The organism is Alteromonas sp. ABV2_168, assembly GCF_056161165.1.
In genome coordinates this window covers 196303-209273 of the sequence record NZ_JBSWYQ010000002.1, presented here as the reverse complement: position 1 = coordinate 209273, position 12971 = coordinate 196303, and the positions used below count along the sequence as shown (strand labels likewise).

8 protein-coding genes are annotated in these 12971 nt (G+C 50.2%); 7 read left to right on the top strand and 1 reads right to left on the bottom strand.

Annotated features, from left to right (window positions below):
• The first annotated feature begins 330 nt into the window (after positions 1-330).
• Together ACXAH4_RS03835 and ACXAH4_RS03830 are read left to right on the top strand one after the other, a co-directional pair.
• Positions 331-3072 carry a TonB-dependent receptor gene (locus ACXAH4_RS03835; protein WP_474880767.1) on the top strand — a complete coding sequence of 914 codons (2742 nt, stop codon included), beginning with the start codon at positions 331-333 and terminating at the stop codon, positions 3070-3072.
• Positions 3073-3141: 69 nt separating this feature from the next.
• Complete coding sequence (locus ACXAH4_RS03830; protein ID WP_474880765.1) at positions 3142-3897, top strand: rhamnogalacturonan acetylesterase; 756 nt, start codon at positions 3142-3144, stop codon at positions 3895-3897.
• Here the strand turns inward: ACXAH4_RS03830 and ACXAH4_RS03825 are convergent.
• Positions 3836-4045 carry an AbrB/MazE/SpoVT family DNA-binding domain-containing protein gene (locus ACXAH4_RS03825; RefSeq protein ID WP_474849051.1) on the bottom strand — a complete coding sequence of 70 codons (210 nt, stop codon included), beginning with the start codon at positions 4043-4045 and terminating at the stop codon, positions 3836-3838. The genes ACXAH4_RS03830 and ACXAH4_RS03825 overlap by 62 nt on opposite strands.
• 216 nt (positions 4046-4261) lie before the next feature.
• Here ACXAH4_RS03825 and ACXAH4_RS03820 point away from each other — a divergent pair, with 216 nt between their 5' ends.
• Genes ACXAH4_RS03820 through ACXAH4_RS03800 form a run of 5 tightly spaced genes read left to right on the top strand, consistent with a single transcriptional unit; the run spans position 4262 to position 12952 of the window.
• Positions 4262-6943: a TonB-dependent receptor gene (locus tag ACXAH4_RS03820; RefSeq protein ID WP_474880763.1), complete on the top strand. Its 2682-nt coding sequence runs from the start codon at positions 4262-4264 to the stop codon at positions 6941-6943.
• Between the two features lie 54 nt (positions 6944-6997).
• Positions 6998-8509, top strand: coding sequence for a CehA/McbA family metallohydrolase domain-containing protein (locus tag ACXAH4_RS03815; RefSeq protein ID WP_474880761.1), 1512 nt, complete (start codon positions 6998-7000; stop codon positions 8507-8509).
• Positions 8499-9029, top strand: a complete 531-nt coding sequence (locus ACXAH4_RS03810) for an RNA polymerase sigma factor (RefSeq protein WP_474849046.1) — start codon at positions 8499-8501, stop codon at positions 9027-9029. Before ACXAH4_RS03815 ends, ACXAH4_RS03810 begins: the two co-directional genes overlap by 11 nt.
• Positions 9029-9967 carry a FecR family protein gene (locus ACXAH4_RS03805; protein ID WP_474880759.1) on the top strand — a complete coding sequence of 313 codons (939 nt, stop codon included), beginning with the start codon at positions 9029-9031 and terminating at the stop codon, positions 9965-9967. The genes ACXAH4_RS03810 and ACXAH4_RS03805 overlap by 1 nt, the downstream gene beginning before the upstream one ends.
• Positions 9968-9973: 6 nt before the next feature.
• Complete coding sequence (locus ACXAH4_RS03800; protein ID WP_474880758.1) at positions 9974-12952, top strand: TonB-dependent receptor; 2979 nt, start codon at positions 9974-9976, stop codon at positions 12950-12952.
• Positions 12953-12971 lie beyond the last annotated feature (19 nt).

Genomic DNA, 12971 nt, shown 5'->3' with positions numbered 1-12971 from the left:
TAAGCAGGGTGCCACGTGGCTTTCATCTCTATATGAATCAATTGGTCTAGCCAATTTCCCTGCGGCATATCAGGGGGTTCTTAGCCTTTAGTATTAGTTAAACTGTTGTTTACAAAAAATACACAAAAAGTGTTGCCACCGGTAGCAATTGGATCTAGGATGTAAAACAAATGTAAGGCAGACCTCTGTATCTACCACAGCTTTACATGGAAAAATAATAGCCACGACAGGTAAAACCCTGTGAACGTGGCAGAGAGGATCCGGGCTGCACGGAACATGACATGTAAGTGTAGCGAAATAAAAACGTAGAAAGACCCGTGAGGAATACTCATGAAATTTGCCAAAGGTTTTAAGAAAGCACCACTCAGCTTAGCCGTTACTACCGCAATTGTAACTTCCGTATCTGCCTGGGGACAAACAGCTCCCGCCACACCGGCAGATGACGACATTGAAGTTATTTCGGTTCGTGCCACCAGTTACGCAGACAGCCTGGCGAAAGCCCTGTCTCTGAAGCAGTCATCAGCCGGTGCCGTAGACACCATTCTTGCAGAAGACATTGCTGACTTCCCTGATCAGAACCTGGCAGAAGCGCTGCAGCGTTTGCCGGGCGTAGCGATTACCCGTGAAGCCGGTGAAGGCCGGGAAATCACCGTACGCGGCCTGAACTCGACGTTCACCCGTGTGCAGTTAAACGGTATGCAGGCCCAGTCGCTGGCTGCCGGTACCGGTGGGGTAAGAACCAGCCGTGGTTTCGACTTTAACGTATTTGCCTCTGAACTGTTTAATCAGTTAAGTGTGCATAAAACTACCTCGGCAAAATTAGATGAGGGTTCCTTAGGAGCAACGGTATCTCTGCGTACCGGTCGTCCTTTTGATTTTAATGAAGATGTTGTGGCGGTAAACGCACAGGGTTCGTATAACGACCAGTCTTCCGAGCTGACTCCGCGCTTATCCGGTCTGGCATCATGGACTAACGAAGATGATTCCTTCGGTGTGTTGTTCTCGGCTTCCTTATCGCAACGCATCGTCAATAACGCCGGTTCAGACACAGGCCGATGGGAAGATGACACCTTCGGAGCGTGTTCAGCCTGTGACTCAGAAGCCGATGTGGCTGCCGTCAGCAGTGCATGGCACCCGCGCTTCCCGCGCTTTGCGGATAAAACGCACGATCAGGACCGCGTTGGTTTAACAGCGGCTGTACAGTTTGTACCTTCTGACGACACACTGATTTCAATTGATGCCCTGTATGCAAACATTGATTCACGCCGTGACGAGCCGTTCATGGAAGCGATTTCTCTTGCCCGTACCGGTGCCACCGGTGTCCAGCAATCAGACGTGACCGCCTATCAGATTGACGGCAACAACACCATGTACGCCGCAACCATTGCTGATGTTGATGTACGTTCGGAGTACTTTGTGGCTGAGTGGGAATCTGAATTTACCCAGTTCAGTGTGAACATCGATCATCACTTTACTGATGAACTGAGCATGAGCTTCCTGGCCGGTACGTCACAGTCGACGCTGGATAACCGTGAATCTACGGTTATTTACGAGCACTTCAGCGATAACGATGAGCGTAAGATGCTGGAATACGCAGAAGCGAGCTCAGCAGTAAGCTATGACTTCTCAGATATGCTGTCTCCGTCTATCGGCTACAGCTTCGATACGGCGAATCCGGCGAACTGGGAAGTGTCTGAATTCCGTGACCGTATTTATGATGCCGAAGCATCTACAGACACCGCCCGTCTGGATTTGAACTATCTGCTGAATGATGAAGTGACGCTGAGCGGTGGTGTCACCTGGCGTGAATACGGCTATGAAATTGCCGGTGTACGTGCCGATGCGTCTTTTGCTTCCCGTGATGAAGCAGACGGTACAGTTGACGGCAACGCCTGCGGGATCAGTAACGTAGTCACAGACGCCGACGGTGAAGTGGTCTCTTTCGGTGGCCAGAGCTTCTTTATGGCTGACGGCGACAAGATCAACAACTTTGTAGACAGCGGTTGCTGGCCTTACAACGTGCGTCCGGGTGATACCCGTGCCGTAACAGAAGACAGCACAGGTATTTACGCTCAGGCCGATTTCAATACGGAAGTGGGTGACAAAGTACTGCGCGGTAACGCCGGTGTGCGTCATGTGAAAACGAACCTGGAATCTACCGGTATCATCAACGGTACTGAGGAAGTGACGGTTGAGCATGATTACACAGACACATTACCGTCTGTGAACCTGGCGCTGGAAATGACCGACGAGTTAATTCTGCGTGCAAGCTGGGCGAAAGTAATGTCCCGTCCGAATCTGGGTACGTTAAGCCCGGGCGGCAGCGTGTCGATTTTCGGTGATTACCGCGTATCTTACGGTAACCCGTACATCGAGCCGTTCCGTGCTGATGCCACTGATTTCGCTGTTGAATGGTACTTCGACGAAGGCGCATTGTTATCACTGGCGTATTTCGTCAAAGATATCGAGTCGTTCCCGACCTCAGAAACGCAGTTCCTGAGCTGGGCTGAAACGGGTTTGCCTGAGTCATTACTGGGCGCAGAGCGCGACAACCTGATTGATGAAACCTTTGAGGTTCGCCGTACTGTAAACGGTACCGGTGGCGACCTGAGCGGTTTTGAAATTCAGTATCAGCAGCCGCTGACCTTCCTGCCTGGTCCTGAGTGGATGCAGAAGTTCGGTGTACTGGCTAACCTGACACTGGTTGATTCTGAAGTAACTTACGGCGCAGACCGCACCGGCCCGCTGACCGGTCAGTCTGATGAATCAGCTAACTTCACGCTGTACTGGGAAGATGATGTATTCAGTGCACGTCTGTCGGCGGCTTACCGTGGTGAGTTCTACACAAACCTCAGCAGCACAGACGAGCGCAAATGGCGCATCATGGATTCGACTACATACGTTGATTTCTCAACCAGCTATAAGATTTCTGAGAACTTAAAAGTTTCCCTTGAAGGTATTAACCTGACCGATGAAACCATTGATGAGTACATCGATGCGGATGCCATGCGCATCATCAACAGTCAGTCTACCGGGCGACAATTCTTTCTGGGCGTAAGCTACAGAATGTAACACAGTGGTAGTGTGTCCCTTGGGCCATCAGTAATGATGGCCTTTTTTCGTTTAACATAAGGATTTTTCATGAAAAAGCTGATTCTTTCTCTCTTCTTCGCAGCAACGGCTTTCAGCGCTGCGGCGCAGGATCCCACCCGCACGACGTTGCACCTCATCGGCGATTCTACCATGTCCATCAAGCCCAATCTGGCTTACCCGGAGCGCGGCTGGGGCATGTTATTGCCGGCGTTTATTTCACCTGAGCTGGAAATTCTGAATCATGCAGCGAATGGCCGCAGCACCAAACGCTTTATTGATGAAGGGCGCTGGGGAAAGGCGTTATCTGAAATGAAAGAAGGGGATTACGTGCTGATCCAGTTTGGCCACAACGATCAGAAGAAAAGTGACCCTGCCCGTTATGCCTCTGCAGAGAAAGACTATCCGGCGTATCTGCACCGTTACATCAAAGATATCCGCGATAAAAAGGCCACACCGCTGATTGCCAGCTCTATTTGCCGCCGTCATTTTGATGAACAGGGCTATCTGAAGCACACGCTGGATGACTATGTGAATGCGGCCCGCAAAGTAGCAAAGGAAGAAAGTGTAGCGTTCTTCGATATGAACAAACACACCTGTGATTTCTTCGAACAGGAAGGGGATGCCGCCACGGTGAGATACTTTCTGCGCATTCCGCCTGGCCTGTACACCCGTTACCCTGATGGCAACGAAGACAACACTCACCTGAATACGCTTGGTGCCGCGCTGGTAGCTCAGTTCTTTATTAAGGATTTAAAAGCGCAGCAACACCCGCTGGCAAAATACGTGTACCGGGAAACGCTGTAAACGTGCGCTGATCATGAATGGCAGGGCGAATGGATACCGTGCTGCCGGTTTCATTGATATCGAATTCCAGCATGCTTTCAAATCTGAAATCCTCAGGCAGGCGCACAAACTGACTGCTGCCGATCTTGTACAATAAATCTTTATCCATGGTCTGTTACTTTGACAACGTTATATTAGAAAAGTAGTAGAGCCCGGAGGGAAGTCAAGCGGGGAGCTGATTAAATAACCCTGACCCGATAAATTCTCACCGTCACAAAACCTTCATCAAAAAAACTGTCTGCTTTTTTCGTCTGTTGACTCATTACATGTGTTACCCGCGCGCACCGGTACGTTCACCTTTTACTTTGCACATTTAGGAACACACATGAAAAACCGATTTATGAAAACCACACTTGCGTTAAGTGTACTGTCGGGTTTAACGGGCATGACGCCAGCCATGGCGCAGCAGGCCCCCGCCGCAGACGATTCTCTTGAAGTGATTGAAGTGACCTCATTTCGTCGCTCTTTGATTCAGGCAAAAGACTTAAAGAAAGATGCAATTATCTCCCGCGATACCATTTTAGCCGAGGATATTGCTGATTTTCCTGACCTTAACCTTGCTGATTCGCTACAGCGGGTACCGGGGGTGACTATTACCCGTGAAGGCGGCGAAGGCCGTCAAATCTCTCTTCGCGGTCTGGGACCTGATTTTACCCGGGTACAGGTAAACGGTATGGAAGCCATGGGTACGTCAGCGTCACCCATGGATGCCCGTGGTGGCGTAAGCCGGACCCGGGGCTTTGATTTCAACGTTTTTGCTTCCGAATTGTTTAACCGTATTGATATCAGCAAAACCTACTCAGCGGATCAGGAAGAAGGCGGTATTGGGGGCACGGTAGGTTTGTTTACCGCCAAGCCTTTTGACTACGATGGCTTTAAAAGCGCTTTGTCTGTGCGGGGCGGCTACAACAGTAACAGCGAAGAAACCGACCCGCGCATGGCAGGTTTGATTTCTAATACGTGGGACAAATTTGGTGCTCTGGTATCGGTGGCTTACAGTCAGCGACATACCGCTGAATACGGTACCAACACCACCCGCTGGCGTCGCGAAGGTGGCAAAACAGCGGCCGACCCGGCGAACACAGATCTGCAAGCCGATTTGGATTCAGGCGAGTTGTGGTTTCCCCGCGGACACCGTTTTTCCCGTTGGAACAACACGCAGGACCGGCTGGGCATAACCGCGGCTTTTCAGTACAAACCCTCCGACTCGCTTTCCTTCACGCTTGATATTATGCACGCAGAACTGGAAAACAATACTGATGAACATCACTCGGCCGTGAAGGACAATAGCGTAGTTTCTGACCTCATCTGGGAAGAAAACAATGGCCAGAAAGAAGTGGTGTATGCCATGTACGAGGATGCAACCTGGCGTAATGAAAACTCACGACGCTACAACGAATCGGTGTTTGACCAGTATACATTAACCATGGACTGGACGATTACCCCGGCGTTGTATGCCACTGCGGTGATAGGCACAAGTTCTTCTGATTTTGACCAGCCCGAAGTGATTAAGTCGAATATCCATGCGAAACGTATTGTCGATATAGCAACCGATTTCAGACAAGACCGCTTTTACGGCATTAGCTCGTCGCCTGATTTCGATACGACGCAAATCGACGGCTATGAGATGAAAGACATCTACCTGCAGGAAGACTACATCACCAACGATTTTGATACCGCAAAAGTAGACTTTACTTACCTCCTTGGTGATACCGGCGAATTGCAGTTTGGTGTGAATTACAAGAAATTCGAAAACTCTGCCTGGCAGTTAACCCAGAGTAATGCGCAAAACATCGCGCCACAAAATACAGGTGTCACGGCCTTAAATGATGCACTTGTTAATGTATACAACGAGCATCCTGACACTAACTGGTTGCAAGGCGATCTGGACGCGTTACTTAATTTCTATGGCCTGACAGGCTACCAGATTGATGACAGCGGGTTAACGCAAAACGATAAATCTCCCGTTACCGAAGAAACGCTGGCCATGTACGTGCAATACGGTTGGGAAACGGAACTGGCGGGTAAGCCCCTGTTAGTCAGCGCGGGCCTTCGTTATTTCGAAACCGATATTACCGCAGCCGGTATTTCTTCCGGGGTCGCTATCGAAACCACCCGTTCTTATTCTGACGTGCTGCCAACCTTAAACGTTGTGTATGAACTGCAGGACAACATTCTCTGGCGCGCCGCGGCAAGTAAGAACATTACCCGGCCGTCTTTAGGCTCACTTAGTTACAACGCGTCAGTGTCACAAACCTCAGGCGAGGCAATCACCAGCGTAACCATGGGAAATCCCATGCTGGAGCCGTTCGAATCTTTGAACCTGGATACGGCACTTGAATGGTATTTTGATGAGGTGGGTTATGCCGCCGCAGCTATCTTCTATAAAGACATCGACAACTTTATTGTCGATACTACCAGTGAGGTGGTGTATTCCTCATTAGGGTTACCTGCCGCATTACTACCGGCAGACAAAACCGTTGACAGCCTCTTTTACTTGCAACGCCCGGAAAATATGGATGCATCGAAAATAAAAGGTGTGGAGTTGACCTTCTCCCGGGACCTGGATTTTCTGCCTGCACCGTTTGATCACTTAGGTGTAATCGCAAACTATACTTATGCAGATGGTGATGCGCTGTACCGCAATATCTACGGTGAAACGGGTAACGACCAGGAAAAAGCATTTACCGGCTTATCGAAAAATAGCTACAACTTCACGATATACTACGAGCAGGAAGGGTGGGGCGCGCGCGTGTCAGCTGCCTATCGTAGTGCCTACCTCACGGGCGCATCATCGAGCGGTGATCAGGATGAGTCAGGCTATCATGGCACGACATTCATCGACTTCTCTTCATTCTATCAGCTGACTGACGCGATTAAGCTGAGCTTTGAAGGCATAAACCTGACCGACGAACGTCAGGAGTTATACAGCGACTCTCATGATCGTGCTTACAACAGCACGACCAGCGGCCGCACTTATATGCTTGGCGCTACTATGCAGTTTTAAACCAGGCCGCATACCGGGCTGGTCCCGGTATGCGTTTTTACAAAGGAGATTTACATGGTACTAAAGCCTTTTCCGGTGGCAGTATTGGCTGGTGGATTATTCGTATTGTCAGCCTGCGTGTCAGTTGCGCCGGATGATTCCTCCGGCAATGACTTTTTACCTGATGACGGAAAGACCTGGCTAGCCGGCGATCACCATATTCATGGCAAGTTTAGCGCACAATGGAATTGGAATGATGATCCCCCGTCACCCATTTTCTTTGGTGATGCCCATTATTTTACGGCGTTAAATGCCAGGATGGCGGCATTTCATCTGCTGGACTGGATGGTGACCACCGATCATGGCGGCCCTAATCACAGTGTTATTAACCGTAATCTGGCTTATCCGGAACTCGTTGCCTCACGAGCAGCAGTGCCGGACATCATGCAGTTTTACGGGATGGAATTTGACACTCCCGGCGCGCGGCACAGCACGTTGATTATCCCGAAAAGTGAGCAGGAAGCAGATCAACTGTTTACGCTGGAAAGCCGGTATAACCGCAGAGAAATTTACCCGGACGAATCTCCTAGAGATACACAGGCGTTCATGTTAGAGGCGTTATCTGCTATGCAGAACATGTCGCCACGGCCGGTGCTGACAGTGAATCACCCTGCCCGGAAAGCTACCGGATTGAATGAATATCAAAAGATAACTCCTCAGAGAATGCGCGAGTGGCAGGACACGGCGCCGGATGTGGTAACCGGCATGACGGCTATTCCCGGCCATCAGGCCGCGACCATAAACCCTGACGGCTCGAATGATCCGGACGCGCCTCGTGCAGAATATTTCGGCTACCCCACACATGGTGGCACCGACCAAATGTCGGCTATCGTTGGCGGTGTTTGGGATAAGCTGTTGGCAGAGGGCCGCCGGTGGACGGTAACAGCGGTGTCTGATAGTCATGCGCATTACACCGAAGGCCGCACTGATTTCTGGCCAGGCGAATACGCCAAAACCTATGTACGGGCCACCCGTGACTACGACAGCGTGTTGGCGGGCATACGTGAAGGCAATGTATTTATTACCACAGGTGACTTAATTGACGAACTCTATGTGAATATCCGCCAGGGGAAGCAGCGGGCAGATATGGGAGAGATGCTGAATCTGCACGGCGGGGAACCTGTTACCGTTACCGTTGCGTTTCACGACCCGCAAAGCGCTAACTTTAATCACCAGTTTCCTGCCGTCGCGCGCCTCGATGTTATATTTGGTGAGGTGGTGGGCACGTACCCTGAAACAGACAGCGCACCAACCCGCGTGATCCGGCGTTTTTACCCGCAAGACTGGGAACAGCAGGGTGCGTATAAGGTTGTGCAATTTCAGATACCCGCCCCCAAAGGCAGCGCCTATGTGCGTGTGCGGGGCACAAATGTAAAAGATGAACTGGAACCGGAAGTTGATCCTGCGGGAGAAAATCCCTGGGATGACCTGTGGTTTTACAGTAATCCGGTTTATATACAGCATAATGATAATGGCCTGGCGTTCCGCTGCAATGAATCTGTCACCGGCGCATGCGATGATAAGTGATCAACAAATTCATTTAGTCGTACCGTCGCTGCATATGTCAGATAAAGCCTCCAGTCCTTCGTTGCAAGCACTGATCAATTCCAAAGTGCTTAAGCAATACTTGCACAGGCATTCCGTAAACAGCGAAGAAGCGGCGGACGTTTATCAGGAGTCCATTGCCCGCGTGTTAGAGCAGTCCCGTGCATCGGTCATTGATAATCCTCTTGCTTATGCATTCCGTGTTGCCCGTAATCTGCTGGCGAAGCGCCGGACACACGAAACTTGTGACATTGAAGAGCAGCACTGTTACCGGCAGAACCCCGAACTCTATCTTGAAACGCAGCAGCGGATAGAGCTTATTGCTGAAGTGATTAATGCCATGCCAGAACAACGCCGGCGGGTTTTCGAGATGCGGCGTATTGAGGGTCAAAGCCGGCAAGACATTGCTGCGCGTCTGAATATCTCCGCTGAAGCTGTGACAAAGCATATTTCACGGGCAATGGCAGACATCCAACTGCAACTGGATAAGGCGGGTAAGTAATGGCAAATCAACAGGAACAAGTCTACCTGGAAGCCGGGGAATGGATTGACCGCCTTGCCGACGGTGAACTGGATGCATTAAACCGGCACCGGTTCGTGCGCTGGTTAGAAAAAAGTGAGTTACACCGCGCGACGCTTGAAAAAATGATCGCTACATGGGAAGACCCGACCCTGCAAGCCGCCTTTCTTTCCGCGAAAAAAGCGTCACACCCATCACGCAAACGTACTCTAGTAACATGGGGGAGTGCCGTTGCAGCTTCATTGCTGGCTATTGCGATTATCTGGCCGGATTATCGGGGAGAGACGGTAGCGCCTTCACCACAATTACTTACCGCCGCGCATGAAGCATTAAGCGATGGCAGTGAGGTGCAATTGCAGCCCACCAGTGAATTAGCCGTGTTATTTTCGGATGATACACGTTATCTAAACCTGAAAAAGGGCCAGGGGTATTTTGATGTAGCTAAAGACCGCAGCCGGCCTTTTGTTGTGAAAGTCGGTTTATCTTCAGTAACAGCGGTGGGTACAGCGTTTAACATTGACCGGCAGGAACAACGGGTTGATGTGGTTGTGCACGAAGGTATTGTTGAAGTGCGCGGTAATGCAGACAGTGCTCCGCTTTTACTCAAGGCGGGCGAGCAACTGACTATCGAAAACGGGGTGGCGGGGCCTGTGGAGAAGGTTGATCTGGCACAGCGGGTAGACTGGCGCACCGGATGGATTGAAGTTGAAGATGAGTCTCTGAATTATTTGTTTGAACGGCTAAACCGGTATGCGGAAAAACCCATATTGCCGGTGGACAGTGCAGTAGGAAATCGACGTGTTGCAGGGCGATTTAAATTGGAAGAAACGGCACAGACGTTAGCTATGTTGGGGTCATTGTATAACCTGGATATTGCTGACACACGCTCGGGTTATGAAATAAGCCGGCAAGCTGATTAATTCGCTATGAAGAACCGGAGTGTTAAAACGTTTGAAGCTATGGTGTCATGGGTTTCAGGATGTTTTGTCTCCGGTTGCTTTATCTTCAGTTTTTCGCCGGGCTGTGTGGTTGCCGGTGAATCCCTGCCCGTCGTGAACAGCCCTCTGGTCCCGTTGGCTCAGATTGTTACTGAGTTCAGCCGTGACGCCGGGGAAACAGTCGCATTTGATCCTGCGTTACTGAAAGGGTTAACAGCTACGCCGCCGTCGCGACATACTATCAGTACGCAAGAGATCTCTGCCTTGCTTCGACCATTTTCCCTTTGTCTGGAACCGGTGCAAAATGGCCGGGTTATCCGCCAGTGCGACTCTCCGCCCAGCGACAATACCGGCAACTCCGGCGCCACGCCCACAGAAAATAACGCCGTAACCCGCACCCATCCTACTGTAGAAATTGAAGTTACCGGATTTCGCCAGTCGTTGATCCGTGCCAGAGAGATTAAGCGTCTTGCGATGGTGACGCAGGAAACGATTTTGTCGGAAGATATCGCTGATTTTCCTGATTTGAACCTTGCTGATGCTTTGCAGCGTATTCCCGGAATCACTATTACCCGTGAAGGTGGAGAGGGGCGGCAAATATCCTTACGAGGATTGGGACCTGACTTTACCCGCGTAAAAGTGAATGGCATGGAAGCGATGGCTATGACGTCTTCTGCCATGGATGCCCGGGGAAGCGTAAGCCGGACCCGTGCCTTTGATTTTACACTTTTTGCATCAGAGCTTTTCAACCGTATCGATGTGAGTAAGTCTTACTCGGTTGAGCAGGACGAAGGCGGTATCGGCGGCACGGTGATGTTGCATACGCCGAAACCATTCGATTTTGCAGACAGCATCAATACTGTTGCTTATAAGCAAAGCTACAACGGGAACAGCAAGGAATCTGACCCCGGCATTCTTGGCTTATTCAGCCGCCGGAATGACACATTCGGTGGACTTATCTCCGTTGCTTACAGCCAGCGGCATACCACTGAATTTGGCACCAATACAACGCGATGGCGTCAGGAGAAAAAAAGCTATAGCGGAGAGACGGACAGTGAATTACAGGAAGCACTGGAGCAGGGGGGATTCTGGTTCCCCAGAGGGCACCGTTATTCGCTCTGGAATAATAATCAACGCAGAATGGGTGTGACGACATCCTTGCAATACGCGCCGGACGATAACTGGCAACTGACGTTGAATGGCATGGCCAGCCGGTTACACAATTCCCTCGATGAACATCATATTGCGGTGAAGGACAACGACGACGTGAGTGTTGTGGTATGGGAGCAAAACCGGACTGACAAGGAAGTACTATTTGCCAAATACACCGACGCAACATGGCGGATAGAAACCCGTGAAGATGAAAATACATCGATATTCTATCAGCTAAGTCTGGACAGTGAATGGCAGGTATCACCGGCACTTCGTGTCGATTTTCTTGTGGGTACCAGTGCCAGTGATTACTCGCAACCTAAAGTAAACAAAGTCAATATTCGCAAAACGGGTGTTGATATTGTTACAGATTTTCGCGAAGACCGCTTTTACGGCGAGAGCTATTCTACCAACATGGATACGGCATCGCTAAGCGGTTTAACGGTAAAAGATCTCTATTTTCAGGAAAATGCCATGCGCTCGTCATTTCATAACGCAAAAGCATCGTTGCGTTATTTGCTGGAAAGTGGCGATGCGCTGTCGGCGGGTATTCACGTTAAGTCATTTAAAAATACCGGCGTTGACCGCGCCCGCAGCATATACCCTGCGCAAGGTGATGAGCAGATATCTGCCGCACAGTTTTCGCTGTTTAACCGACACCCGGACAAAGCCTGGGTACAGGGAGATTTGGCGGCTATTCAATCGTACTATGGTTTGGCAGATATCAAGCTGACGGACGACGACATTGTTGAAAGTACTAACTTTGATGTGAAAGAAGATACCTACGCGTTATATGGCATGTACGACAGCACCGGAAGCTGGCTTGGAAAACCGTTCTACACGCAAAGCGGAGTCCGGTATTTTTCTACCCGCTTTTCTACCTCAGGCCTGCAAAAAGGCGAGCCCGCGACCGTTTCGAAAACCTACGACGATATACTTTTCAGTATGAACGCCGTTCTGGAATTGAGCGAAGACTGGCTTTGGCGCGCCAGTGTGGATGAAAACATCACGCGTCCTTCCATCCATGATGTAGCGATTACTGCCGAAGTCTCTCAGGCATCCAGAAATGAGGGGGATATTGGCCGGATTTTTATTGGCAATCCTTATTTGAAGCCACTGAAGTCAGTGAATGCTGAAACGGGCATTGAGTGGTATTTTAATGAAGGGGGCATACTGGCGATTTCCGGCTTTTTCAAAAAAATAGACAACTTTGTGGTTGAGGAAGTTGAAGCTATGCCATACCGGGCGCTCGGTTTACCTGCGAGTTTGTTACAGGAAGGAGACAGCGAAGATGACATCTTTTATGTCAGTACGCCTCAAAATACCGATTCTACTACGTTTAAGGGGTTCGAATTAGCGTATTCCCGGGATTTGAACTTTCTGCCATCTCCCCTTGATAGCCTGGGCGTCAACGCAAACTTTACCTACGCTGAAGGCAAAACACTGTACAGGGACGTGCAGGGAACTGGCGGGAATCAGGTTAAAACCTTTGCCGGTTTATCAAGGCGTAGCTACAACTTCACCCTTTATTACGATCAGCAACACTGGTCTGCCCGTGTTTCTGCAGCTTACCGCAGCCCCTATATTTTATCCGTTCAGCCCGGAAACACCGATCAGGATGAATCCGGCTACCATGCGACTACTTACATTGATGCCTCAGCCAGTATTCAGTTGTCCGGGTCATTGAAAATGACCATTGAAGGGTTAAATCTGACTAACGTAAGAGAAGAACTGTATAGTGATTCGAACGACCGGGCCTACAATACCACAACGAGTGGACGGACATTTCTGGTAGGGATTACTGCGGAGCTATAGCTTCTTGTGCTGAAAACTA

Excerpts from the sequence above, each read along its gene's own strand:
- ACXAH4_RS03805 (WP_474880759.1), top strand. The coding sequence starts at position 9,029 with ATGGCAAATCAACAGGAACAAGTCTACCTGGAAGCCGGGGAATGGATT.
- ACXAH4_RS03815 (WP_474880761.1), top strand. The coding sequence starts at position 6,998 with ATGGTACTAAAGCCTTTTCCGGTGGCAGTATTGGCTGGTGGATTATTC.
- ACXAH4_RS03820 (WP_474880763.1), top strand. The coding sequence starts at position 4,262 with ATGAAAAACCGATTTATGAAAACCACACTTGCGTTAAGTGTACTGTCG.
- ACXAH4_RS03800 (WP_474880758.1), top strand. The coding sequence starts at position 9,974 with ATGAAGAACCGGAGTGTTAAAACGTTTGAAGCTATGGTGTCATGGGTT.
- ACXAH4_RS03830 (WP_474880765.1), top strand. The coding sequence starts at position 3,142 with ATGAAAAAGCTGATTCTTTCTCTCTTCTTCGCAGCAACGGCTTTCAGC.
- ACXAH4_RS03835 (WP_474880767.1), top strand. The coding sequence starts at position 331 with ATGAAATTTGCCAAAGGTTTTAAGAAAGCACCACTCAGCTTAGCCGTT.
- ACXAH4_RS03825 (WP_474849051.1), bottom strand. The coding sequence starts at position 4,045 with ATGGATAAAGATTTATTGTACAAGATCGGCAGCAGTCAGTTTGTGCGC.
- ACXAH4_RS03810 (WP_474849046.1), top strand. The coding sequence starts at position 8,499 with ATGATAAGTGATCAACAAATTCATTTAGTCGTACCGTCGCTGCATATG.